This is a genomic window from Agrobacterium sp. rho-8.1 (assembly GCF_033957725.1).
Classification (GTDB): Bacteria; Pseudomonadota; Alphaproteobacteria; order Rhizobiales; family Rhizobiaceae; genus Agrobacterium.
In genome coordinates, this window is record NZ_CP192788.1 from 1,302,176 (window position 1) to 1,327,692 (window position 25,517).

A 25,517-nucleotide genomic window follows, 5' to 3' on the forward strand; every position below is an offset into this window, starting at 1 on the left:
GTTGAGGCTGTTTTGCTCTCACGCCTTGGCGGTCAACGTGGGATGACCTTTTCGCACAATCGCTGTCCTCCGGCGCTTCCGCCGAAGGACAGCGTTGATTGATCAATCAATCAATAAACAACCACGCCGCGGATGCTCTCGCCAGAATGCATCATCTCAAAGCCGTGGTTGATGTCTTCCAGCGGCATGGTGTGGGTGATCATCGGGTCGATCTGGATTTTGCCTTCCATGTACCAATCGACGATCTTTGGAACATCCGTTCGACCGCGTGCGCCGCCGAAAGCGGTGCCCATCCAGTTGCGGCCCGTGACCAGTTGGAACGGGCGCGTAGAGATTTCCTGACCAGCACCGGCGACGCCGATAACCACAGATTTACCCCAGCCGCGATGAGAGCTTTCCAGTGCCTGGCGCATGACTTTGGTGTTGCCGGTGCAATCGAAGGTGTAATCCGCACCGCCAATCGTATCGCCGTTGCGCTTGGTCATGTTGACGAGATAAGGCACGATGTCGTCACCGACTTCCTTCGGATTGACGAAGTGTGTCATTCCGAATTTTTCGCCCCACGCCTTACGGTCGTTGTTAATGTCGACACCGATAATCATATCGGCACCGGCAAGGCGCAGACCCTGCAGTACGTTGAGACCAATGCCTCCAAGACCGAAGACGATCGCCGTCGAACCGATTTCGACCTTGGCCGTATTGATGACAGCGCCGATGCCTGTCGTCACGCCGCAGCCGATGTAGCAGATCTTGTCGAACGGCGCGTCGGGATTGACCTTGGCCAGGGCAATTTCTGGCAGCACCGTGAAATTGGCGAAGGTCGAGCAGCCCATGTAATGAAAGATCTTGTCTTTGCCGATGGAAAAGCGCGAGGTGCCGTCGGGCATGAGACCCTGTCCCTGCGTAGCGCGGATGGAAGTGCAGAGGTTGGTTTTGCGGCTGAGGCAGGAATAACACTCACGGCATTCCGGCGTGTAAAGTGGAATGACGTGGTCACCCTTTTTCAGCGACGTCACACCCGGACCGACGTCTACGACAATGCCAGCGCCCTCATGACCGAGGATGGCTGGGAACAGTCCTTCGGGGTCAGCACCTGACAGGGTAAAATCATCCGTATGGCAAATGCCCGTTGCTTTGACCTCGATCAGCACCTCGCCGAAACGCGGCCCTTCAAGCTGAACCGTCATGATTTCCAATGGCTTGCCTGCCTGAACAGCGACTGCGGCGCGAACGTCCATTTTCGTCTCCTTAAGTGCGTCTCGAATTTGCAAAGACTTTTGCCCGACCTTGGCGAAGGGAACAAGGGCAACGGGTTATATTCGTCAAACTTCCGCAACGCCGATCGAGGTCCGTTGGGCGCTGCGGCGCTCCCGCCAGATGATGAAGAGGCCAGACGCGACGATGATGAGAATACCGATCCATTTCGACGCCGTGGGAAAATCCGAAAACAGAATGTAGCCCAGAACGGTCGCGGAAATGATTTCGAAATATTGAAAGGGAGCCAGCAGCGAAATTGGTGCCAGGCGGAACGCCTTCACCACGAGGAGATGCATATATCCCGATATCGAACCCAGCAACATCAGGAGCACCAGACCATGACCCCAGCCGGGCAACGACATCTGGAAGTTTTCGTCGCCCATCAAGAACCCGATCAACAGAGCGATTGCCATGAACACGGTGCCAGCAATGCCTGCCATGGTCTGCATGACCAGCGGGCTGTCCGCATCACCCATCGCCCGGTTGAGGAAAAGATAGAGAGTAAACAGAAAAGCGCAGGCCACGGGCAGGAGCGCGGTCCAGCCAAAGATTTCGAAGCTCGGCTGTATCACGATCATCGCGCCTATGAAGCCGACGGCAATCGCGCTCCAGCGCATCCAGCCGACTTTTTCGCCCAGAAACAATGCCGACATCATGGTCAGCAGAAACGGCTCGACGAAATAGATGGCAAACACATCTGCCAGTGGCATGTATTTGACCGCCGCGAAGAACGTCAGGCTGGCTGCGGCATGCAAGACGCCACGCAGCAGATTGAGCCATGGACGTTTGGCAGAGAGCAGGGCTTTCGGAGACATGAGCAGCAACAGGGGCAGGGTGCACACCAGTTGAAAGAAGAACCGGTAGAACGTCACCTGAGCCGGTGACATGCCTTCGCTGATCGCCATGTATTTCGCAATCGCATCCATGACCGGCAGCACGATCATGCAAACCGCCATGATCAACATGCCTTTCAGGGCACTCGGACTTGGAACAGGAGAGGCCATACGAACACCATTTGTAGAGGAAATTGAGATTGATCAGACTCTGTCTGGTGTTGCAATCTGAGGAGCGGGTGACCGCAAAACGAAACCCGTCGAAGATTTCGACGGGTTTGCTTCGGCACTCAGCGCCATCGAAAGCGACAGATGACGCTTGTGATCACTTGTCGCGTGTCACGGACATTTCACCGAATATCCGGGCCATTTCCTTCTGGACATTTTCATCCGCGGGAGTGTCTGTGTTCACAGGTTGCACGCGCTCCGAAAAAGCCGGTTCAGTTTTTGGATCCAGGCTGACGTCAGGTGTCTCGGCCGCGTTGTTCTTTGCGATCTCTGCCTGCAGGAAGCTCTCGAAATCACTGGTCAACTGGTCACCAAAGACGGCACCGTTTTCATCCGGCGCAAGCGGCACTGGCTTTGCCTGACTTGCAGAGGCGGTGACGGGGGTTTCGGTACGATAGGTCGGCAGAACCCGTTCACGAGCAGCGTCGAGAAAATCGACAGCATTGTTCTGGTCGATAAGGGGTGTCTGAACAGCTGGCTCCGCCTTGACCGCTGGCGCAGGAATGACAGGCGGTGCGACCCGACGCTCCTGAACGGACGTTGCCAATGGATTGGGTCTGTCGACGGGTTCGACGGCCAGGGACGCCGCAGTGACAGCAGGCACCACCGCTGGCGTGAAGGGTGCGACCACGGGCTCTCTGGCAACTGCCTTTGGCGCTGGCGCGACGTCAGCTGCAGGCGATGGCACCGGTGGAACAACAGGACGCGGTGCGGGCGGCGCCGGTGCTGATACGGCGGCAAGAGGCGCAACGGATGCGGCTTGCCGTGGTGCGGCTGCAGGTATCGGTCTTGCTGCCACAGTTGGGGCAGGCTGGGTTGTGGGCGCGGATGGTCGAGCCGAAGGGGCTGTAGCGGCTGCTGGCCTTTCGACAGGCTGTGGCGCAGAAGAAACGGGCATATCCGGCGAAGACGCGCGCGCCTCCTGCTCGCGTATCGGCCCTAGTTGTCGCGTCCGCTCAGGCGCAATAGCCTTTTCCCGTGGCGGCGATTCCAGCATTTCGTTCTGTGGTTCGCGAACATCTTTCATGAAAGGAATGGCACCAATGCCGCTTTCGATAACGATATCGGTGGGACCTCCAATCATCACCAGATGCTCGACATTGTCGCGACGGACGAGCACGAGGCGACGTCGCGTATCGATCGCTGTGGCATCCAGGACCTGCAGGCGCGGCTGACGATTTTTGCCACCGCGAATGAAGGGCGAAGAACCGCCGCGTCTGCGAATAAGCCACAGGATGATCGCCAGAGCCAGAAGTGCCACGCCGACACCCACGACTGCAACGATCAGATTGTTGCCATACGTGCCGATCAATTCGTCCATCATCGAGCCAGTCCCTCAGTCTTTTGCCGGGCAAATGATTGCCGCATCTGGTTTTTTCAAGAAGTTTGACGCGAAAAGACGATTTTTTTGCGCCGAGTACAAGTTTTTATCCTTCTAAGACCGCTAAAATTCCAAGCGGCATGGCGGTAACAACGTTGCACACGTGGCAAAGGTGCCACGCAGGGTGCGATATCGCACGGAATCAGCCGTATTCTTTGTGTATTGGCAAAGGTTTATGGCGACACGGAGCTTTTTGATATTTCCGCAAATTGCTACAAGAGACAGACAAAAGCGATTCCGTTCGAGGTTTTGTCTTCGAATGCGTAGGGGTCGGATAAACTGCAAGGGTTAGAGCCTCGATGACCAAGGTGAGCCAAGCCAGCGACAATGACTTTCCTTTGGTGGACAGACGGGCCAGGTCCGGTACCCTCTTGCGAATATTGCTTCTCGCTCTCGTTCTTGTCGCTGCTGCTGTCGGTTTTGTCTATTTCAAGAATTCGCTGGAAAACGAGGTCGTGCTGGGCATTCTCGGTATCCTTGCGATGCTGGGTATCTTCTTCCTTGTGTCTTCGGCCATCGGGTTTATCGAGGTCATGCCGCAATCCCAGTCCGACGGAATGGCGCGGCGATTTCTGTCATCCAACCCGGATGGCACGTTGATCACAGACCCTAAGGGGCGGCTGGTCTATGCCAATGCGACCTACTGCCAAATGACCGGCGCGACCAAGGCAACAGATATTCAAAGTCTCGAAACGCTCCTGTCGCGGGACCGAGAATCGACCGAAGCCCTCTATCGTCTCATCAACGGTCTGCGTGACGGCGCAGACGGCTACGAAGAATTTCGCCTGCTGAAGCCCTTGAGCGCGGCTCCATCTCAGTCCGGCCCACACTGGTATCGCCTGAAGGCACGCCTTTTGAAGGACACGAGTGGAAAAGATCTTCACGTTTTTCAGATCGCGGATATTACCACGGAGCGTGAAGATCAGGAGCGATTTTTCCGCGAACTTCAAAACGCTATCGACTACCTCGACCACGCGCCCGCGGGTTTCTTTTCCGCTGGTAAAAAGGGCGAGATCGTCTACCTCAACGCCACGCTGTCGCAATGGCTCGGCATTGATCTGGCGCAATTTTCGCCAGGGTCGCTGACGGTGTCAGATATCGTGGCGGGCGAAGGGATGGCGCTGATCGAATCCGTCCAGCCGCAGGCTGGAGCCAAGCGCACGGAAATGCTCGATCTGGATATGCGCCGGGTCAATGGGCAGAGCATGCCAGCGCGTCTGGTCCATGAGGTGACTGCCGCGCGTGATGGTGTACCGGGCGAAAGCCGGACCATCGTACTGATGCGATCCAAGGGCAAGGAAAACGCCGAGTCGGCGTCCGCCATGCGCTTCACGCGTTTCTTCAACAACACACCGATGGCGATTGCGTCCCTGGATGGTGACCGTCGAATTCTGCGCACCAATGCGCCGTTCCTGAAGCTGTTTTCAGGTGTCGTCGGCCGCGATGATATCGATAACGGTGTTGTTCTCGATGCTGTCCTGCTCGACAACGACAAACCGAAGCTGCTGGAGGCGATCGACGCCGCGAAGGATCGCCAGGGTGATATAGCGCCGTTTGACTCGCGCCACCCGACCGACGAGGCACGTCATTTCCGTTTCTACGTCCATGCTGTTCTGGATCAGGATGACGAGGCCCCGGAAGAGGTTGCGATCGTCTATGCCATTGAGGTGACGGAGCAGAAGGCACTCGAAACACAAATGGCGCAGACGCAGAAGATGAATGCGGTCGGCACTTTGGCAGGTGGCATCGCGCATGACTTCAATAACGTTCTGACCGCCATTCTGCTGTCGTCGGACCACCTGCTGCTTCAGGCCCGTCCTGCCGATGCCAGCTTTGCGGATCTGATGGAAATCAAACGCAACGCCAACCGCGCCGCCGTCCTCGTGCGGCAATTGCTGGCTTTTTCGCGCAAGCAGACCATGCGCCCTGCCGTGTTGAATCTGACGGATGTCATCGGTGACCTGCGCATGCTGGTCGATCGTTTGATATCCGGCACCAACGTCAAGCTCGATGTTGATTACGGCCGGGACCTGTGGCCTGTCAAAACCGATCTGTCGCAGTTCGAGCAGGTGCTGATTAATCTGTGCGTGAACGCGCGCGATGCCATGCCGCAAGGCGGAAAAATCAAGATCATCACCCGCAACATGACGGCAGACGATGTCGTTGCTCTCGGGCGCGCGGACCTTCCCACGGAAGACCTTGTGATGATCGAGGTCGCGGATACGGGCACTGGCATTCCGCCCGAGATCATGGACAAGATTTTCGAGCCTTTCTTCACCACGAAGGAAGTGGGCAAGGGCACGGGCCTTGGCCTGTCGATGGTCTACGGTATCGTCAAGCAGTCGGGTGGGTACATCTATCCGGATTCGGAAGTGGGCAAGGGAACCGCATTCCGCATCTTCCTGCCGCGTCATATTGTCGAAGTGGTTGCGCCGCTTGAGGGTGAAGCGCTGCGGGAGGCTGTCGCAGCCGCTGCGGCCAAGGATGCCGCTGCAAAAGACGAGCCGCTCGACCTTACCGGCAAATCCGCAGTCGTTCTTCTGGTGGAAGACGAAGAGGCGGTACGCCGTGGCGGCAAACGCATGCTCGAAACGCGAGGCTATACGGTGCATGAGGCGGGTTCCGGCACGGAAGCGCTTGAGGTGCTGGAGGAATTGGAGGGCAAGGTCGATATCGTCGTTTCAGACGTCGTCATGCCTGAAATGGACGGCCCGTCGCTGCTGCGTGAGCTTCGCAAGACCTATCCAGACATGAAGTTCATTTTTGTGTCCGGTTACGCGGAGGATGCTTTCGCGAAGAACCTCCCGGCCGATGCGAAGTTTGGTTTTCTGCCAAAACCATTCTCTCTGAAGCAACTGGCGGTCGCTGTCCGCGAAATGCTGGACAGTGAAAATTGACAGTCCGTTCACGCACTCATATTCTTGAGCGCAGCAGGTCGGCTTCACTGGGCTGACGGCTGTGCCGAACCGCGATAAAATGGTCGGCCATTCTCTCTAGACCAAGAGGCGAGACAATCTACCAACACCTGCTCATCAGGCTACAAAAAACCACGACAGTGGAGGAGGTCGGCTTCGTGCTTGCCGATGTCCAGCAGCTGTTCGATTTCCTTTGCTATTACGTTCTTGATACCTCGCGTTTGCTGGAAAAAGAGCCGATCTCGTTTCTGTTTCCCTCCAATATTGCAGCCTCCCTGTTTCACAAGGCGGATGAATGCATTGCCCATTATGCGTCGATCTTCATCCAGTCTCCTGGCAGTCTGGGCCCTGAGCGTTGGGACCTGTCGGAGATGGAAACAGGCAATTGCATCACGCCCGAGGCGGCAGCCTCGTTTCGAGCGGGTTGCCTGGTACGAGGTGCGATGTTTCCCGCTCTTGGAATTTCCGGAGCCCCGCGCCTGATTGGATTTGCCGGTGACAGGCCTCATCTCAACCTCGATGAGACTGAGAAACTAAACGTTCTGATGATCCACGCTCATGCTCGCCTGACGACGATTACCGGAAATCAGGCGCAGGAAAGACAGCCCTTGTCCGGCTTGGAAAAGCAGGTGATGTCATTGGCCTTGGAAGGTCATGGTTTCGAGACCATCGCCGCGACAATGGCGCTCACAAGCCGCACGATCAACTACCTGGCTAAGGCTATTTGCCGTAAGATGGAGGTGGAAAGCATCGAGCATGCAGTTGCCGTCACGCTGAGACGACGAACGATTCTGTAAGGTTGCAGCTTGCCGTGATCGACGGAAGCAATTCTTCACTCCGTTTGTAATGCGTGAACGGATTAATGATTGCGCTGTGCATCTAGGGGCTTAAAATCGGAGAGAGAAGACCTAGATATGGTGAAGCGAAATACAGGCTCGCGTGACCGAAACGGTAACGCGATGACGATCTGGAGAATGATGTGAGATGATCGCGACGTCGATCTACATGCAGGGTGACAATGACGGGGACGAAGGCGGTGCAAACCGCGGAACCTCGGTGATCACTCGCACCAAACCAAAGACAAAAAAACCCAATCTTTACCGTGTTCTTTTGTTGAACGACGACTATACTCCCATGGAGTTCGTTATTCACGTTCTGGAGCGTTTTTTCCAGATGGACAGGGAGAGTGCGACCCGCATCACGTTGCGAGTACACCAGCATGGTGTCGGCGAGTGCGGGGTATTTACATACGAAGTCGCAGAGACGAAAGTAAGCCAGGTCATGGATTTCGCCCGACAGCACCAGCATCCGCTGCAGTGTGTCATGGAAAAGAAATGAGGATCGCAACGTGCCAACTTTTTCCCCAAGTCTAGAGAAGGCGCTGCATCAGGCATTGACCTTTGCAAATGAGCGTCATCATGAATACGCCACGCTGGAGCATCTGTTGCTGGCGCTGGTGGACGACGCCGATGCCGCAGCCGTTATGGGCGCTTGCAATGTCGATCTCGACGCACTTCGCAAGACGGTTGTTGATTACGTAGACAACGAACTTTCGAACCTCGTGACCGGCTACGACGAGGATTCCAAGCCGACCTCCGGTTTCCAGCGCGTGATCCAACGTGCCGTCATCCATGTTCAGTCATCCGGGCGGGAAGAAGTCACCGGTGCGAACGTACTCGTTGCCATCTTTGCCGAGCGCGAAAGCCACGCAGCCTATTTTCTGCAAGAGCAGGAAATGACCCGCTATGATGCCGTGAACTACATTTCCCACGGCATCGGCAAGCGCCCCGGTTCGTCCCAGACACGCGCTCCGCGCGGTGCTGAAGACAATGAAAACGAGGCAAAGCCAGTGCGCAACGGTGGTATCGAGGATGATTCCGCTGGACCGAAGAAGCAGCAAGATGCGCTGAAGGCCTATTGCGTCAATCTCAACGAGAAGGCCAAGGGCGGCAAGATTGATCCGTTGATCGGTCGTCACGCCGAGGTGAACCGCACCATTCAGATCCTGTGCCGTCGCTCGAAGAACAACCCGCTCTATGTGGGCGATCCAGGTGTGGGCAAGACCGCCATCGCCGAAGGTCTGGCAAAGCGGATCGTGGAGGGCAAGGTGCCCGAAGCGCTGAAAAACGACACGATCTTCTCGCTCGATATCGGCACTCTGCTGGCCGGAACACGCTATCGCGGCGATTTCGAAGAGCGTTTGAAGCAGGTCGTCAAGGAACTGGAAGAGACGCCAGGCGCCGTTCTCTTCATTGATGAAATCCACACCGTCATCGGTGCTGGCGCGACCTCCGGCGGCGCGATGGATGCATCCAACCTGCTGAAGCCCGCTTTGTCCTCCGGCGCAATCCGTTGCATCGGCTCGACGACATACAAAGAATACCGTCAGTTCTTCGAAAAGGACCGGGCGCTCGTTCGTCGCTTCCAGAAGATTGACGTCAATGAGCCATCCATCGAAGACGCGATCGAGATCATGAAGGGCCTCAAGCCCTATTACGAGAGCTATCACCACCTGCGCTATTCCAATGAAGCCATCAAGGCCGCAGTGGAGCTTTCGGCGCGTTACATCTCCGACCGCAAGCTGCCGGACAAGGCGATCGACGTGATCGACGAGACAGGTGCCGCGCAAATGCTGCTGCCAGCATCCAAGCGTCGCAAGTTGATTACGGAAAAAGAAATCGAAGTCACGATCGCGACCATGGCTCGCATTCCGGCCAAGACGGTGTCGAAAGACGACGAGACGGTTTTGGCCAATCTCGAAAAAGAATTGCGTTACGTGGTCTATGGTCAGGATACCGCAATCGAAGCCCTGTCGACGGCGATCAAACTCGCCCGTGCAGGACTGCGTGAGCCCGACAAGCCAATCGGCTCCTACGTCTTTTCAGGTCCGACCGGCGTTGGAAAGACGGAAGTCGCAAAGCAGCTTGCCGCCTCACTCGGCGTCGAGATGCTTCGTTTCGATATGTCGGAATATATGGAACGGCACACCGTTTCGCGCCTGCTTGGTGCACCTCCCGGATATGTGGGCTTCGAGCAGGGTGGTCTTCTCACCGACGGCGTCGATCAGCATCCGCATTGCGTCGTGCTGCTGGATGAAATCGAGAAGGCGCACCCGGAAATCTACAACATTCTGTTACAAGTCATGGATCACGGCTCGCTGACGGACCACAATGGCAAGAAGATCGACTTCCGCAATGTCATTCTGATCATGACGACCAATGCGGGTGCTTCGGAAATGGCCAAGTCCGCAATCGGCTTCGGTTCTTCCAAGCGCACGGGCGAAGATGAAGAGGCGCTGAATCGTCTGTTCACACCGGAGTTCCGCAACCGTCTGGATGCGATCATTCCGTTCTCGCCATTGCCGACTGCGGTCATTCACAAGGTGGTCCAGAAATTCGTCATGCAGCTGGAAACTCAGCTCTCCGAGCGCAATGTGACGTTCGATCTGAACGACGATGCGGTCAGCTGGTTGGCGGAAAAAGGCTACGACGAGAAAATGGGTGCCCGCCCGCTTGGGCGCGTTATCCAGGAATACATCAAGAAGCCGCTCGCCAACGAGATTCTCTTCGGGAAACTCAAGAAAGGTGGCGTCGTGACTGTCTCCATCGGCAAGAAGGATGATGGCACAGAGGGGCTGAAACTGGACGTCGTGTCGGAAAGCGCATCGGTCAAGCCAAAACCGGAAGCTGAACTGAAGGCCGCCAAGACCGTGAGCAAAGCAAAGGGCAAGGCAAAAACAACAAAGGCTGAAAAAGCCGAGCCGGACGTGGATGTTGACGTTTTGGATACGGACAAGGCTGCGGGCGCCGAGAAGCCCGCGCGCAGGACAAACACGGTGCCCAAGGTTTCGAAGAAGAAGTAAGCTGCGTTTCACGTTTTAAAAAGTGCCGGGTTTTACGCCCGGCACTTTAGTTTTGTCGGTACCGGACATTAGCATGTTTTCAGAAAGTGATTCAGAACCCGTTTACCTTTGGTTTTTCAGAGGTATGAAAGGTATTTTTTCGCTGCCCGCCCTCATTCTTATGACGTCGTTTGTCGGGTTCAGCGCCTTTGCTCTGGAGTCTGGCGTGACGCGCGGCGAAGCGGTGTTCATGACCCTGTCGGTCTGGGCACTTCCTGCAAAGATGATCTTGATTGGAGCCATGAGCAGCGGCGCAGGGCTGGCGACGTGCTTTCTGGTCGTAACATTGTCATCGATCCGCATGATGCCGATGGTGGCGTCCATCGTGCCGGAAATCCGCACCGCAAAAACGCCGACCTTGATCTTGCTGTTCCTGTCACATTTTGTCGCCATCACTGCTTGGGTCTACGCGACGCAAAACCTCAGCAAAGTACCACGCGAGGCCCGCGTGGCGTGGTTTATCGGCTTCGGCATGACGTTGACGCTCGTCAACGCACTGATCGTCGGCATTTGCTATGGTGTCGTCGCGGCGTTTCCACCCATCGTTGCTGGCATCTTGTTTTTCCTGACCCCGGTCTATTTCGTCTCGTCCATATGGGCCACCGCCCGGCACACGGTCGTCAAGGTCGCATTTGTCATCGGCGTCATCGCCGGTCCACTGTTTGCCATGATCGAACCGGAATTCGACATTCTCTATGCCGGTATCGGCGGCGGAACGCTTGCCTATCTTATTGATCGCTTCTGGTTTCGTCGCAAAATAGAACCCGCTTCGGTAGAGGGCGAGCCATGATGACGGACGCATGGTGGGAGCCTTATCTCTTCATAGCCATTGCAGGCTGGCTCGCGACAGACCTCTGGCGCTGGCTTGGCGTTGTCGCCGGCAACCGTCTGAAAGAGGGGTCCGAAACACTCAACTGGGTGAGGGCGGTCGCAACGGCTCTCGTCATGGCCGTCACGGCAAAGCTGATTGTTTTCCCGACGGGCACGTTGGAAACTTCGCCAATGTGGCTTCGCATCGGCGCGGCATCGCTCGGGTTTGCGGCGTTTCTGGCCAGCGGCCAGAAAGTGTTTGTCGGCGTCGTCGCGCCGCTTGTCGTTCTGGCGGCGGGAATGTCGTTCTTAATATAATGGTGATGAATTTCGGCGATTGATCGAGTGATTTAATTTAAACATTCTTTTGAACAGCAACGTGGTCCAAATGTTTCTTTTACCGATTGAACGTTTGTTATTCACCGTCATTTTCTTGCTAGCTTGTTTCGATGGGATACTCATCTATCGGAAATCCATCGACGTCGATATTTTGGGCTATGCTGTAAGCTTGGCGACTGGCACGCTGCCGCTGATGATAGGGCAATATTATCGGTATCGCCGCAGGGATGCGCGGCTGGCGACTGTACTGATCGCGTCTGGACTTTACGTGCTTTTTACGATTTTTGCGTCGATCTTCAATTATGTCTTTTTGCCGATCTCATTTACGCCAATCGACGATATGTTGATGCGCGTTGACGCTTCCGTCGGTTACAGTTGGCCTGCCATCGTCACATGGGCTGCGACCTATCCCATAGTGGGGAAGGCGCTTTATGTTGTCTACATGACCACCCTTCCGCAATTGCTCGTTATCCTTATCGTGCTAGGTTACACGGGCAAGGAACGGATGCTGCATTGTTTTCTCCTGACCGGCACGATTGGCGCCATCGTCAGCATCTGCTTCTGGGTCGTCTTTCCCACATTCGGGGCGAAGGCCTACCACACACTTCCAGAGTGGGTGACGCTTGCAGTTCCGCTGGCAGTCAGCCCGGAGTATGGACGTGAGTTGATGCGGTTGGGTGTGGAAGGTGCGGGTTATCTCTCGCCGTCCAATATTCTTGGATTGATTGGATTTCCGTCATTTCACATTTTCATGGCGCTGATGTCCGTTGTATTCGTACCTCGGCATGTCTTTTTCGTTGTCACGATCGGTATTTTGAACGTACTGATGTTTCCTGCCGTGCTGGTGCAGGGCGGGCATCATCTGGCGGATATATGGGGCGGTATCGCTTGTTTCGCTGTGGTTTATCCGATTTCCCACGGCATCGTTAACGCGCTCTCGAAACCCGCAGCATCTCGCCTATCGCCTGAGAAGCGGGTTACTGGCATGGCTGATTGACCGTCGAGATCAAAGCGCAGCCTTGATCTTCTCTGCCTGCGCTCTCAGCACATTACCATCTGCCATCGTGCCACTATGTGGCTTCATCGGCTCTGCCTCGTTGCGTGGTATGACGTGGAAGTGCAGGTGGAAAACGGTTTGCCCGGCCGCAGGCTCATTGAACTGGGCAACATAAACGCCGTCGGCGTCGAAAGCATGCTTGGCTGCGATGGCTAGCTTTTGAACCACGGCAATGGTTCTTGCCAGAACAGCCGGGTCGGCATCCAGAATATTGCGCGAGGCGGCCTTGGGAATAACGAGCAGGTGGCCGGGCGCTTGTGGCATGACATCCATGAAGGCCAGCGTGTCGTCGTCTTCGTAAACCTTCGCGCAGGGTATTTCGCCACGCAGAATTTTAGCGAAGATGTTGTTGGTATCATAGGCCGATGTCATAACATGTCTCCTAGTCTAATCGTGCAATCAGTCGTCTGTTTCCGGGCGTTCACCCTTGCGGAATGGACTATGCTCATCGAGATAGTCGGCGATCTGCTCGACTTCGTTGCGTTCACGCTGAAGATAATCGGCAATGGCACGACGCAAGCCCGGATGGGTAATGAAGTGGGCAGAACGCGTCGTGACCGGCGTGTAGCCGCGTGCAAGCTTATGCTCACCCTGCGCACCCGCTTCGACGCGCTTCAGTCCTTTTGCCAGCGCAAAATCAATGGCTTGGTGGTAGCAGACTTCGAAATGCAGATAGGGGTGGTCTTCGATACACCCCCAATGGCGACCATAGAGAGCCTCTCCACCGATGAAATTGATGGCGCCTGCGATATAACGCCCCTCGCGTTTTGCCATGACGAGCAGAATATCATCGGCCATACGCTGGCCGATCAGCGAATAGAAGTCGCGGGTGAGGTAGGGGCGACCCCATTTGCGGCTGCCGGTGTCCTTATAAAACGCAAAGAACTGGTCCCAAATGTTTTCGGTCAGATCGCTGCCTGTCAGCCAGTCGATTTCGACACCATTTTCGAGCGCGGCGCGTCGTTCCTTTTTCAGGCCCTTACGCTTGCGCGACGATAGGGCATCAAGAAAATCGGCATGGTCGCGGTAGCCATTGTTGATAAAATGGAATTGCTGGTCCGTGCGTGGCAAAAAGCCTTCCTGCACCAGCGCGTCGATATCGTCATCGGGTGCGAAGGTCACGTGTGACGAAGACACTCCGGTTGCTTCCGTAACCTGTCGCAGGCCGGATGCCAGAACCTGTCGAAAGCCAGCGTCATCAACACCATTCGTCAGGAGGCGGGGCCCGGTGGCAGGCGTAAAGGGTACCGAGCATTGCAGCTTCGGATAGTAATTCCCGCCCGCCCGCTCCAGTGCATCCGCCCATCCATGGTCGAAAACATATTCGCCCTGACTGTGGCTCTTCAAATAGGCAGGCATTGCGCCTTTCAACAGACCATCGCTGTTTTCAAGCAGAAGATGGTGCCCGCGCCAGCCGGTCTTTGCGGTTGCGGAGCCTGACTCTTCCATCGATGACAGAAATGCATGTGATATGAAGGGGTTGTAGTCTTCTGTTCGTGTCATTTTTGACGTCCCGGAGAGCCTGTTCCAGCTTTCCGGATCTATGTCCTTGAAGGACTGCTCGACGCGAATGGAATATTCTTCGCTCATGCGCTGGCTGTCGTACCTTCTTTTGGATCGAAACCTTCGAACGTGATCTGGTCCGCATATTTATAGGTATTCTCGCGTCCGGTTTCATCCCGCACGGTCCAGGTAATGACGGGAAGGCCAAGTTTTCTTTGAGCGTCAATGAAGCTGTTCGGCAGATGGGGCCAGGCATAGGAGATGAAGTCCAGGCCGATCTGCATCGCTTCGTCATGCTTGAAGAAGTCCTCCGCATTTGCACCCTCTGCTGTGAGGCCGAGAGGCCAGGGGCAACCAGCCGCTTTCAGGGCCTTCAGCAGATGATGATTAAAGCTCATCAGTGCGACGTGGCCTGTGTATCCCTCCAGCACCTCCAGAACAGCTTCTGCAAAGCCGTCATCGATGCCTTCTTCGGACCGACCCTTTAGCTCCAGCACCAGCGGCACCTTGCCGTCGCACAGCTTCAGCAGTTGCTTGAGCGTCGGCACGCGGTCCTTTGTCTGTCCGACAGATAACATGCCGAGTTCGCCGGATGTCCGCTCCCGCACATCACCTTTGATACCGGTGAGCCGGGTCATCTCATCGTCATGGAAGACGACGGGAACGCTATCGGAAGCCAGTTGCAAATCGCACTCGATGCTAAAACCGGCCTCGATGGCGCGGGAGAAAGCCGTGAGGGTATTTTCCCACACGGTTTCGTTCTGGTCATGATAGCCACGATGGGCAATCGGTGTGGCCGTCAACCATGAAAGTTTCAGCGTCATACGTCAATTTCCACGATGGCATCGATCTCGACTGCGGCGTTGAAGGGCAGGGATGCCATGCCAACGGCTGCGCGGGCGTGTTTGCCAGCATCGCCGAGAACATTGGCAATGAGGTTCGACGCGCCGTTGATGACAAGATGCTGCTCGGTAAACTCAGGTACGGATGCGACAAAGCCATTAAGCTTCAGGATACGACGAACTTTTGAAAGGTCGCCATTCAATGCAGCTTTGACTTGCGCCAGAATATTGACGGCGCAGAGTTCGGCAGCACGTTGGGCGGTTGCGACATCGACATCTCGACCGACGTGACCCGTGACCGCAATCTTGCCGGATTCCATCGGCAATTGACCGGAAACATAAAGCAGGTTGCCGCTGATGGTGTAGGGTAGATAGTTCGCAGCAGGCGCGGCGGCGGCGGGGAGGGTGTAGCCCAATTCCTTCAGGCGAGCTTCGATGGCATCCGACATTTTCGTCTCCGCTTTTGTTGTAAATCTTTCAAAAATCCGGCACACAGAGCATGATGTCCAAAAGCCGGGCGGTTGCTTGTACAATATGAGCGGTGAGTCCAACAGGAGATATTGAATGTTTGTCAGGAACTTTGCCATCGCACTTGCTTCCGGCACCTTTATGGTGATGCCGGATGTCGCAAGCGCTGTGCCTGCCACCGTTCCCAATCTCATCTCCCATCGCGCCGTATATGATCTGGAGTTGAAGGATGCTTCGGATCGCTCCGGCATCGAAGGCATGACAGGCAGAATGGTCTACGAGTTCACGGGATCATCCTGCAAAGGCTATAAAACCGACTTTCGCTTCGTCACCCAGATCAATACCGGCGATGCGGTGCGGCTAACGGACCAGCAGACGACGACGTTTGAGGATGTCGCGTCCAAGAAATTCACCTTCGAGACCAAGTCGTTTACGGATGAAAAGCTGGACAAGGAAGTCACCGGCTCTGCTGCGGATGAAAACGGGGCGATGAAAATCGACCTGACCAAGCCCGATGCGCGCAAGATCGATCTCGTCGCGGGCGAATTTCCGACAGAGCATATGGTGCAGGTCATCGAGAACGCAAAGCTCGGAAAGCGTATTTTCGAATCTCGCGTGTTCGATGGTTCGGATGATGGCGACGAAAGCCTGATTACGTCTACTTTGGTCGGCAAGGAGCAGGCGCCCGCTGACGGCGATGCAGATGCGGGTCAAGCCGGTGATTTTGCAAAGACATCGTTCTGGCCTGTGACGATTGCCTATTACAACGACAAGGCTGGAGCCGATTCGCTTCCCATCTATCGTATGTCGTTCAAGCTTTACGACAATGGAATCACACGCGATCTGACCATGGATTACGGAGATTTCGTCCTGACCGGTAAACTGGCCAAACTCGATATCCTCAAGCCGGAAAGCTGTGATCACCAGCCTGTCCGCTGATACATTTCGTTATTTTCGGCATATTTGCTTGCGTTTCCTCAAAACAGTCTGTATGCGGCAAACCATTCCACACGCGAAGCTTGGGATGTTCCGGGAGAAATCCGGTTCGTTCCGCCCGGTGGTGTCATCTTGATGGCGCTGTTTGCTTCGCGGGGGTTAAACCGGAAAAGGATAACTAGGCATGGCATTGCCCGATTTCTCTATGCGTCAGCTTCTGGAAGCTGGCGTTCACTTTGGTCACCAGACACATCGCTGGAACCCAAAGATGAAGCCGTACATCTTCGGCGACCGCAGCAACATCCACATCATCGACTTGGCACAGACGGTTCCTTTGCTGTCGCGCGCTCTTCAGGTCGTGTCTGACACGGTTGCCCGTGGCGGCCGCGTTCTGTTCGTTGGCACGAAGCGTCAGGCGTCCGAAATCATCGCCGACAGTGCAAAGCGGTCTGCTCAGTACTATGTCAACTCGCGTTGGCTCGGCGGCATGATGACCAACTGGAAGACGATTTCCAACTCGATCGCGCGTCTGCGCAAGGTTGACGAAATCCTCAACTCCGACGCATCTGGCTATTCCAAGAAAGAGCGTCTGAACCTTGAGCGCGAACGCGAAAAGCTTGAAAAGGCTCTCGGCGGCATCCGCGATATGGGCGGCGTTCCTGACCTGATGTTCATTGTTGACACCAACAAGGAAAAGATCGCAATCGAAGAAGCCAAGCGTCTTGGTATTCCAGTCGTTGCGATCATCGACAGCAACTGCGATCCAGACCAGATCGACTTCCCGATCCCAGGTAACGACGATGCGTCGCGCGCAATCTCGCTCTATTGCGATCTGATTGCTCGTGCAGCCATCGACGGTATCGCTCGTCAGCAGGGCTCTTCCGGTCGCGACATCGGCGCTTCTGAAGAAGCTCCGATCGAGCCTGCGCTTGAAGACGAAGCCGGCGCCGGTACTGCTGCCTGATAAAGTCATACGGGTGGCGCGCATGTGCCACCTTCTCCATGAGACGAGACAAGGCCGTTCTGGACTAGAAAAGTTCGGCGGCCTTGTTCGTTTCAACCACGCGGTCCGCATGGCGATGCGCGAGGTTCATGATATTTCGTGATAGTCTCTTCATCAGGCTGTCACAGTTCCGGGTACATTCGTTCCCAAAATCCGATTGAGGTCTGGCAGCAACCGCGCCGTGACCGACGAACCGACAAGAGGCACACAATGAGCGAAATCACAGCCGCAATGGTAAAGGAACTGCGCGAGAAGTCTGGCGCAGGCATGATGGATTGCAAAAAGGCGCTGACTGAAACAGCCGGTGACATGGAAGCTGCAATCGACTGGTTGCGCGCCAAGGGCATTTCCAAGGCTGACAAGAAGTCTGGCCGGACAGCTGCTGAAGGCCTCATTGGTATCGCATCCGCCGGTCACAAGGCTGTTGTTGTTGAAGTCAACTCGGAAACCGACTTCGTTGCTCGTAACGACGCCTTTCAGGACATCGTTCGCGGTACTGCATCTGTCGCCCTGACGACAGATGGCACGGTCGAGTCCATTGCTGCTGCGATCTATCCGGCAACCGGCAAGTCCGTTTCCGACACCATCAAGGACGCGATCGCGACCATTGGTGAGAACATGGCGCTTCGTCGTTCTGCTCTGCTTGAAGTCAAGCACGGCGTTGTTGCGACTTATGTTCACAATGCTGCTGGCGACGGCATCGGCAAGCTCGGCGTTCTCGTTGCGCTGCAGTCCGAAGGCGACAAGGCTGTTCTGACGTCCATCGGCCGCCAGATTGCCATGCACATTGCCGCGACCAACCCACTTGCTATCCGCTCCGAAGAAGTCGATGCCGCTGTTGCAGAACGCGAACGCAACGTCTTCATCGAACAGGCCCGCGAATCCGGCAAGCCGGAAGCCATCATCGAAAAGATGGTCGACGGTCGTATGCGTAAGTTCTTCGAAGAAGTCGCTCTTCTGTCGCAGGCTTTCGTCATCAACCCTGACATCACCGTTGGTGACGCCGTCAAGGAAGCCGAAAAGGAAGCTGGCGCGAAGATCGAAGTCGTCGGCATGGCGCGCCTTCTTCTCGGTGAAGGCATCGAGAAGGAAGAAAGCGACTTCGCAGCTGAAGTTGCTGCCGTCGCCAAGGGCTGATCCATTTACCCAAATACGGGAAAACTCCGGGCATCGCGTGACAACGCGGTGCCCTTCGTGTATCCGCGATGCGGTTATACCTCGCAGCGCGTGGCAATTGTGTAAGATTGGCTCGCCGCTGTGGTTCTCTCTAGATCTCGCATGTCGTCGGCACATATTGCTGCCCGACCGTTCGCGACATGCTTTAAGGAGTCATGATGTCTTCCAAGCCGCTTTATAAACGTGTTCTTCTCAAGGCGTCGGGCGAAGCCCTCATGGGCGATCAGGGTTTTGGTATCGACGTCGCCGTCGCAGATCGCATCGCGTCTGATATTGCCGAGGCACGTGCCATGGGCGTCGAGGTCGGCGTCGTCGTCGGCGGTGGAAACATCTTCCGCGGCGTGGCCGTGGCATCCAAGGGTGGCGACCGGGTGACCGGCGATCATATGGGCATGCTGGCGACCGTCATCAACGCGCTGGCGCTGGCGACTTCGCTACGCAAGCTCGATATCGATACGGTCGTTCTATCGGCCATCGCGATGCCCGAGATTTGCGAAAGCTTTTCCCAGCGCGCGACACTTTCGCACCTGGCGCAGGGCCGGGTGGTCATTTTCGCAGGCGGCACGGGCAATCCGTTTTTCACGACGGACTCGGCCGCTGCACTCCGCGCTGCAGAAATTGGCGCAGAGGCGATCTTCAAGGGAACGCAGGTCGATGGCATTTACTCGGCCGATCCGAAGAAAGATCCGACTGCGACCCGCTTTGACGAATTGACTCATTCGGAAGTCTTGGGCAAGGGACTTGCGGTCATGGATATCGCGGCGGTCGCGCTTGCCCGTGAAAACCACATTCCCATCATCGTCTTCTCGATCCACGAGAAGGGCGGTTTTGCAGCAATATTGACGGGTGGCGGTCGCAAGACCATCGTGCACGACAAATAATGACCGGGCGCTGATTCCACGGTGTGTAATTGGGCCAAATCGGCCAGAACTGACGGAGTATGAATATGAGTGGTACTGACATCAACGATATCAAGCGTCGCATGGATGGCGCGATCAACGCGTTCAAGAGCGACATCGCATCGCTTCGCACCGGGCGCGCCTCTGCAAACATTCTCGACCCTGTCACCGTCGATGCCTACGGCTCACGCGTTCCGCTGTCTCAGGTTGCCAATATCACGGTTCCGGAAGCACGTATGCTGGGTGTCAACATCTGGGACAAGTCGATGGTCGGTGCTGTCGACCGTGCGATCCGCGAATCCAATCTGGGCCTGAACCCGATCGTCGATGGTCAGAACCTGCGTATTCCTTTGCCTGAACTCAATGAAGAGCGCCGCAAGTCGCTCGTCAAGGTCGCGCATGACTATGCGGAGAAGGCCAAGGTCGCTATTCGCCACGTTCGTCGTGATGGTATGGATGGGCTGAAAAAAGCTGAAAAAGACGGTGATATCGGTCAGGACGACAGTCGTGCACTGTCTGACAAAGTCCAGAAAATGACGGATGAAACGATTTCGGAAATTGATCGCTTGCTTGCAGAGAAAGAAAGAGAAATCATGCAGGTATAGTCGGCTCTTGAGCCACTCGCTTTTTTCCTTCAATTCCGTGCTGCTTAAACTGGATCGAGATGTCGGACATTACACGTTCCTCACACCCTGAGCATGTTGCCATCATTATGGATGGCAACGGGCGTTGGGCAAAGCAGCGCGGGCTGCCCCGGCTCATGGGTCATCGGCGTGGCGTCGAGGCCGTGCGGGAAACCGTGCGTGCAGCCGGCGAATATGGCCTCAAATATCTGACGCTGTTTGCCTTCTCTTCCGAGAACTGGCGCCGGCCGGAAACCGAAGTCATGGATCTGCTGGGGCTTCTCAAGGCCTTCATTCGTCGCGACCTTGCAGATCTGCACAAGGAAAACGTCCGCGTTCGGATCATTGGGGATCGGTCCGGTCTCAAGGATGACATCAGAAAGCTGCTGACAGACGCCGAAGAGAGAACCTGCGAGAACACGGCGCTGACGCTGGTGATCGCCTTCAATTACGGCTCCCGTGATGAAATAGCCCGTGCTGCCGCCTCCCTGGCGAAAGACGTGGCCGACGGCAAACTCGACGCATCCGAGATCAATGCGGATGCGATTGCAGCCCGTCTGGATACGGCAGGCATACCCGATCCCGACCTCATCATCCGCACCAGCGGCGAAGAACGGCTTTCGAATTTCCTGTTGTGGCAGGCGGCCTATTCCGAGTTCCTGTTTATTCCCGACTACTGGCCTGATTTCGATCGCAAGACGTTCTTCGCGGCCATCGACCAGTATATGACGCGCGATCGCAGGTTTGGCGGCCTGTCGGATCAAGTTGCTCTGGCAGGCGTCTGATGAGCCGCGAACTGAGATTACGCATCATATCCGCTATCGTCATGGCCGCAGTCATTCTCGTCGCGACGTGGTACGGCGGAATGATGTTCCGTCTGATGGCTGGTTTGCTGGCGCTGCTGATCTATTACGAGTGGAGCACGATCACCAAATTGTCGGACACCAATCCCACCGGCTATGCCTGGGGATGGTTTTCCGTTGCGGTGATGAGCGGCAATACGATTTTTGGTGAACCATCGCTCGATCTTCCATTGCTGTCAGGCTTTACATTGACCGCGGCACTGTTTCCGGTTCTGCGCGGGCGCAACTGGTGGCTGGTCAGCGGTATGGTCTATGCAGGCCTCAGCGGTATCTCACTTGCAGCTATTCGTGGTGACGAGCCGACTGGTCTCGCCGCAATGCTGTTTGTGTTTTCCGTCGTATGGGCAACCGACATATTGGCCTATTTCGTCGGACGCGCCATTGGCGGGCCGAAACTTGCACCAGCCATCTCTCCCGGAAAGACATGGTCAGGGGCCATTGGTGGCACCGTATCGGGCGTTGTGGCGGGCGGCGCGGTCGCGATGGGCTATCACGGGCGGATCAGCTTCGTCATTCTCGGGCTCGCGCTCCTTCTCTCTGTCTTTAGCCAGATCGGCGATCTCTTTGAATCCTTCATCAAGCGCCGTTTTCAGGTGAAGGATTCAAGCCACCTCATTCCCGGTCATGGTGGCTTTATGGATCGGGTTGACGGACTTGTTTTCGCCTGCTTTACCGTATTCCTCATTGCTGTCGTTCACGCGGCGATAACCGGTGATGTGCCAGGATCAGGCGGCGGAATTCTGCCCGGCTTCTGACGATGGCTCAAAGGCAATAAACGAAGGACTTTGATGATGGATATGGTAACGGCGTCGGTTGGTTTCTTGACCGGTTATATGGTGCCGTTCATTCTTGTTCTTTCACTTCTCGTTTTCGTTCATGAGATGGGCCATTATCTCGTTGGACGCTGGTGCGGCATCAGGTCCACCGCGTTTTCCGTGGGCTTTGGTCCAGAACTTGTCGGTTTCACGGATAAGCACGGCACGCGCTGGAAGATTTCAGCCATACCGCTTGGCGGCTATGTCAAATTCTTTGGCGACGACGACGTTTCCAGCAAGCCTGATAGCGAAGGTTTGGCCGGACTGACACTGGAAGAGCGTGCGCAGACGCTTGCCGGTGCAAAACTGTGGAAAAGAGCTGCGACCGTTGCGGCCGGGCCCATCGCAAACTTCCTCCTCGCAATTTTGATCTTTGCAGCTCTCTTCACGATTTATGGCCGAATGATCTCCGATCCGATCGTTTCGGAAGTGCGTGAGAACAGCGCTGCACAAGCGGCGGGCGTACTGGCTGGGGACAGGCTGGTTGCGATCGATGGGGAGAAGGTCAAGACATTCGAAGACGTTCGTCGCTACGTGGCGATCCGTCCCGGCACACAGATTTCAGTCACGGTCGAGCGCAACGGACAGGAATTGTCGCTGCCAATGGTGCCGACCCGCACCGAAACGAAAGACCAGTTCGGCAACAAGATGGAGCTGGGCATTATCGGTATCGTGACCGATCAAACCCGCGGCAATTTCCGGCACGTGACCTATTCGCCCACCGAGGCGCTGGTTGAGGGCGTTCGCGAGACCGGCCATGTGGTCACCGGAACCTTCGCTTACATCGGAAATCTCGTAACGGGACGCATGAACGCCGATCAGTTGGGCGGGCCGGTGCGTGTCGCGCAAGCATCAGGTCAGATGGCATCGCTCGGTTTTGCAGCGGTAATTCAGCTTGCAGCCTTGCTTTCGGTGTCGATAGGTCTTCTTAATTTGATGCCCGTCCCGATTCTGGATGGTGGCCATCTTCTTTTCTATGCCATCGAGGCGGTGAGGGGCAGGCCGCTTGGATCGGGTGCGCAGGAGGTAGCATTCCGCATTGGTCTGGCGATGATTTTCAGTTTGATGGTTTTCGCCACGTGGAATGATATCAGCAGCTTGATCGGCTAAAGGTGGCTTTGGGGCTGTTTTGTTAAGGGGGCATTTACCTTGTTTTGATGCCAAAGTGGCGATTGAGCCACGGTGGCTTGCGAAGTAAATAGAAATTAACCGTCGGGCTTGCTTGTAGAGTAAAAGCAGGTAAAAACGACGCAGATGGCCGGAGTCGGGTTCCGCCCGCTGAGGGACAACGGGAAAAGGTAAGAATTGAAAATGAAGGCTGGTTCAAGATTTTTGAACGCGGTGTCGGCGGTTGCGCTGTCTGCTGGTGTTTCTTCCGTCGCAGTCCTGGGGGTACTTGCTTCTTCTGGTGTTGCAAACGCAGCGGTTATCCAGCGCGTTGATGTACGAGGCGCTGAACGCGCCGGTGCGGACGCTGTTCGCTCCAACATCACCATTGCTCCCGGTCGCAATTTTTCCAACTCTGACATCGATGAATCGGTCAAGCGTCTTTATGCGACCGGCTACTTCTCCAATGTCAGCATGAGTGTTTCCGGCAGCACGCTGGTGGTGACGGTGCGTGAAAACAATCTCGTCAATCAGGTCGTGTTCAACGGCAACCGCAAGATCAAGGACGACAAGCTCCAGGGCATCGTGCAGACACAGTCTCTCGGTCCTTACGATCAGACCCTCGTGACCGCTGACATTGCTCGCATCAAGGACGCCTATGCGGCCATTGGTCGTAGCGACATTCAGGTTACGACGCAGGTCGTCAATGTTGGTCAGGGTCGTGTCAACCTCGCATTCGTGATCAACGAAGGTGAGCGCACGAAGATCGCCCGTATCGATTTTGTCGGCAACAACGCCTACAGCGACGGCCGTCTTGCTGCCGTTCTCAATACCAAGAAGTCCAACATGCTGTCATTCCTGACGCGTAAGGATGTCTATAATGAGGACAAGTTGCGCGCTGACGAAGAAGCGCTGCGCCAGTTCTACTATAACCGTGGCTATGCCGACTTCCGTGTAACGTCTTCTGACGCCGTGCTGGATGAGGCGACCAACGAATACACGATCACCATTACGGTTGATGAGGGCCAGCGTTACGCATTCGGTAATGTTGCTGTTGAGTCGACTGTTCCCGGTGTTGATGGTTCGCAATTGCAGGGCCTCGTTGAAACAAAGGCTGGTTCCGGCTACAGCGCCAAGGAAGTTCAGCAGAGCATGGAAGCGATTTCCAAGCGTGTTTCCGCTGAGGGTTATCCTTTCGCACGCGTCACCCCTCGTGGTGACCGCGACATGAACGGCAATACCATCGGCGTCACGTATATCGTTGATCAGGGCGAACGCGCTTACGTCGAGCGTATCGAAATTCGTGGCAACACCCGGACGCGTGACTATGTCATCCGTCGCGAATTCGACATCAGCGAAGGCGACGCGTTCAACCAGACGATCATTACCGCTGCGAAGCGTCGTCTGGAGGCTCTCGGCTACTTCTCCAAGGTCAATATCGGTACGTCCCAGGGTAGTGCTCCGGACCGTGTCGTGATCGTGGTGGATGTCGAAGATCAGGCAACAGGCTCGTTCGGTATCGGTGCTGGTTACTCCCAGAACGATGGCGCGCTGCTTGAAGCATCGATCGAAGAAAAGAACTTCCTCGGTCGTGGCCAGTACATCCGCATTGCAGCGGGTGCAGGCCAGGACGATGCACGGAGCTACAACTTCTCATTCACCGAGCCGTATTTCCTCGGATACCGTCTTGCGGCTGGTTTCGACCTGTTCAAGAGCCAGAGCTCGAGCGAAGATTACTACGATTATGACGAGCAGGGTTTTGCGCTTCGCGTGACGGCTCCGATTACGGAAAATCTGGCGACGACGTTCAAGTACACCTACAAGCAGATCAAGTATGATGGCAAGTCGGGCTACGATGATGTGGATGCCAATGGCAACTTCACAAACCTGGCAGCCCCTTACGTTGATCTGATCAATGGTCAGGACTGGACTCAGTCGATTATTTCCAACACGCTGGCCTACAATTCTCTTGATGACCGTAACATGCCGCGTTCTGGCTGGCAGGGTTCGTTGACCAACGAGTTTGCTGGACTGGGTGGCGACTCCGAGTACTACAAGATTTATGCCAAGGCTCGTTACTATCATACTCTGTCTGACGAGTATGACATCATCGGCTCGCTGACCGGTCAGGCCGGTTATGTTGCGCCGACGGGTGACAACCTGCTTGTCTTCGACCAGTTCAAGATCGGTGGTCGCATGATCCGCGGCTTCGAAAACGATGGTATCGGCCCACGTATCGGCGACGATGCAATCGGCGGAACAACATATTTCGCAGCGTCTGCTGAACTGACAGCGCCTATGCCCGGCGTGCCAGAGGACTTCGGTCTTCGTCTCGCTGGCTTCGTTGATGCCGGTACGCTTTATGGCAACAAGGTTGCCAACAGCGCTGGCGTCAAGGACGACAGCTCGATCCGTGCATCTGCCGGTATCGGCCTGATGTGGGCGTCGCCGTTTGGTCCTCTGCGCGTCGACTACGCAGTGCCATTCATGAAGGAAGACTACGACGAAGTGCAGAACTTCCGGTTTGGCATGTCCAACACTTTCTGATATCGGCAGTCCAG

23 protein-coding genes are annotated in these 25,517 nt (G+C 55.8%); 16 read left to right on the top strand and 7 right to left on the bottom strand.

Annotated features, from left to right (window positions below):
* Positions 1–110: 110 nt before the first annotated feature.
* The 3 genes from RMR21_RS06595 to RMR21_RS06605 all read right to left on the bottom strand — a co-directional run bounded on the left by RMR21_RS06595 (position 111) and on the right by RMR21_RS06605 (position 3,642).
* On the bottom strand, positions 111–1,238 hold the full coding sequence (locus RMR21_RS06595) for an S-(hydroxymethyl)glutathione dehydrogenase/class III alcohol dehydrogenase (RefSeq protein ID WP_498669867.1): 1,128 nt from the start codon (positions 1,236–1,238) through the stop codon (positions 111–113).
* 84 nt (positions 1,239–1,322) lie between these two features.
* Complete coding sequence (locus tag RMR21_RS06600) at positions 1,323–2,261, bottom strand: DMT family transporter (protein WP_498669868.1); 939 nt, start codon at positions 2,259–2,261, stop codon at positions 1,323–1,325.
* 154 nt (positions 2,262–2,415) lie between these two features.
* Complete coding sequence (locus RMR21_RS06605; RefSeq protein WP_498669869.1) at positions 2,416–3,642, bottom strand: flagellar biosynthetic protein FliO; 1,227 nt, start codon at positions 3,640–3,642, stop codon at positions 2,416–2,418.
* Between the two features lie 356 nt (positions 3,643–3,998).
* Between RMR21_RS06605 and cckA the strand changes: the two genes are divergently transcribed.
* The 7 genes from cckA to RMR21_RS06640 all read left to right on the top strand — a co-directional run bounded on the left by cckA (position 3,999) and on the right by RMR21_RS06640 (position 12,661).
* On the top strand, positions 3,999–6,596 hold the full coding sequence (gene cckA, locus RMR21_RS06610) for a cell cycle histidine kinase CckA (RefSeq protein ID WP_498669870.1): 2,598 nt from the start codon (positions 3,999–4,001) through the stop codon (positions 6,594–6,596).
* A gap of 176 nt (positions 6,597–6,772) precedes the next feature.
* Complete coding sequence (locus RMR21_RS06615; protein WP_498669871.1) at positions 6,773–7,411, top strand: helix-turn-helix transcriptional regulator; 639 nt, start codon at positions 6,773–6,775, stop codon at positions 7,409–7,411.
* A 187-nt stretch (positions 7,412–7,598) separates the two neighbouring features.
* Positions 7,599–7,952 carry an ATP-dependent Clp protease adapter ClpS gene (gene clpS, locus RMR21_RS06620; protein ID WP_498669874.1) on the top strand — a complete coding sequence of 118 codons (354 nt, stop codon included), beginning with the start codon at positions 7,599–7,601 and terminating at the stop codon, positions 7,950–7,952.
* A gap of 10 nt (positions 7,953–7,962) precedes the next feature.
* Positions 7,963–10,476, top strand: coding sequence for an ATP-dependent Clp protease ATP-binding subunit ClpA (clpA, locus tag RMR21_RS06625; protein ID WP_498669875.1), 2,514 nt, complete (start codon positions 7,963–7,965; stop codon positions 10,474–10,476).
* Positions 10,477–10,549: 73 nt separating this feature from the next.
* Positions 10,550–11,305 carry an AzlC family ABC transporter permease gene (locus RMR21_RS06630; protein ID WP_498669876.1) on the top strand — a complete coding sequence of 252 codons (756 nt, stop codon included), beginning with the start codon at positions 10,550–10,552 and terminating at the stop codon, positions 11,303–11,305.
* Positions 11,302–11,643: an AzlD domain-containing protein gene (locus RMR21_RS06635; protein WP_498669877.1), complete on the top strand. Its 342-nt coding sequence runs from the start codon at positions 11,302–11,304 to the stop codon at positions 11,641–11,643. Before RMR21_RS06630 ends, RMR21_RS06635 begins: the two co-directional genes overlap by 4 nt.
* A 190-nt stretch (positions 11,644–11,833) precedes the next feature.
* Positions 11,834–12,661: a phosphatase PAP2 family protein gene (locus RMR21_RS06640; protein WP_498669878.1), complete on the top strand. Its 828-nt coding sequence runs from the start codon at positions 11,834–11,836 to the stop codon at positions 12,659–12,661.
* A 9-nt stretch (positions 12,662–12,670) separates the two neighbouring features.
* On the opposite strand, the gene RMR21_RS06645 is transcribed toward RMR21_RS06640, so the two are convergent.
* From RMR21_RS06645 to RMR21_RS06660, 4 genes are read right to left on the bottom strand one after another with little or no spacing between them, the layout of a single operon-like run.
* A complete protein-coding gene (locus tag RMR21_RS06645) occupies positions 12,671–13,093 on the bottom strand; it encodes an HIT family protein (RefSeq protein ID WP_498669879.1) in 423 nt (140 codons plus the stop codon).
* Positions 13,094–13,120: 27 nt separating this feature from the next.
* Positions 13,121–14,311 (bottom strand): GNAT family N-acetyltransferase, encoded by a 1,191-nt coding sequence (locus RMR21_RS06650; protein WP_498669880.1) that lies wholly within the window; start codon positions 14,309–14,311, stop codon positions 13,121–13,123.
* Complete coding sequence (locus RMR21_RS06655; protein WP_498669881.1) at positions 14,308–15,048, bottom strand: glycerophosphodiester phosphodiesterase; 741 nt, start codon at positions 15,046–15,048, stop codon at positions 14,308–14,310. Before RMR21_RS06655 ends, RMR21_RS06650 begins: the two co-directional genes overlap by 4 nt.
* Positions 15,045–15,515 carry a RidA family protein gene (locus tag RMR21_RS06660; RefSeq protein WP_498669882.1) on the bottom strand — a complete coding sequence of 157 codons (471 nt, stop codon included), beginning with the start codon at positions 15,513–15,515 and terminating at the stop codon, positions 15,045–15,047. The genes RMR21_RS06655 and RMR21_RS06660 overlap by 4 nt, the downstream gene beginning before the upstream one ends.
* A gap of 115 nt (positions 15,516–15,630) precedes the next feature.
* On the opposite strand from RMR21_RS06660, the gene RMR21_RS06665 reads away from it, so the two are divergent.
* The 9 genes from RMR21_RS06665 to bamA all read left to right on the top strand — a co-directional run bounded on the left by RMR21_RS06665 (position 15,631) and on the right by bamA (position 25,503).
* A complete protein-coding gene (locus tag RMR21_RS06665) occupies positions 15,631–16,473 on the top strand; it encodes a cell envelope integrity EipB family protein (protein ID WP_498669883.1) in 843 nt (280 codons plus the stop codon).
* Positions 16,474–16,654: 181 nt separating this feature from the next.
* Positions 16,655–17,434, top strand: coding sequence for a 30S ribosomal protein S2 (gene rpsB, locus RMR21_RS06670; protein WP_174152880.1), 780 nt, complete (start codon positions 16,655–16,657; stop codon positions 17,432–17,434).
* Between the two features lie 249 nt (positions 17,435–17,683).
* Positions 17,684–18,610, top strand: coding sequence for a translation elongation factor Ts (gene tsf / locus RMR21_RS06675; protein WP_498669884.1), 927 nt, complete (start codon positions 17,684–17,686; stop codon positions 18,608–18,610).
* A 197-nt stretch (positions 18,611–18,807) separates the two neighbouring features.
* Positions 18,808–19,530 carry a UMP kinase gene (gene pyrH, locus RMR21_RS06680; protein WP_045230636.1) on the top strand — a complete coding sequence of 241 codons (723 nt, stop codon included), beginning with the start codon at positions 18,808–18,810 and terminating at the stop codon, positions 19,528–19,530.
* A gap of 65 nt (positions 19,531–19,595) precedes the next feature.
* Complete coding sequence (gene frr, locus RMR21_RS06685; RefSeq protein ID WP_498669885.1) at positions 19,596–20,153, top strand: ribosome recycling factor; 558 nt, start codon at positions 19,596–19,598, stop codon at positions 20,151–20,153.
* A gap of 59 nt (positions 20,154–20,212) precedes the next feature.
* Positions 20,213–20,956: an isoprenyl transferase gene (locus tag RMR21_RS06690; RefSeq protein ID WP_498669886.1), complete on the top strand. Its 744-nt coding sequence runs from the start codon at positions 20,213–20,215 to the stop codon at positions 20,954–20,956.
* Positions 20,956–21,789, top strand: coding sequence for a phosphatidate cytidylyltransferase (locus tag RMR21_RS06695; protein ID WP_498669887.1), 834 nt, complete (start codon positions 20,956–20,958; stop codon positions 21,787–21,789). The genes RMR21_RS06690 and RMR21_RS06695 overlap by 1 nt, the downstream gene beginning before the upstream one ends.
* A gap of 36 nt (positions 21,790–21,825) precedes the next feature.
* Positions 21,826–22,959: an RIP metalloprotease RseP gene (gene rseP, locus RMR21_RS06700; protein ID WP_174152885.1), complete on the top strand. Its 1,134-nt coding sequence runs from the start codon at positions 21,826–21,828 to the stop codon at positions 22,957–22,959.
* A 201-nt stretch (positions 22,960–23,160) separates the two neighbouring features.
* Positions 23,161–25,503: an outer membrane protein assembly factor BamA gene (bamA, locus tag RMR21_RS06705; RefSeq protein ID WP_498669888.1), complete on the top strand. Its 2,343-nt coding sequence runs from the start codon at positions 23,161–23,163 to the stop codon at positions 25,501–25,503.
* Positions 25,504–25,517 lie beyond the last annotated feature (14 nt).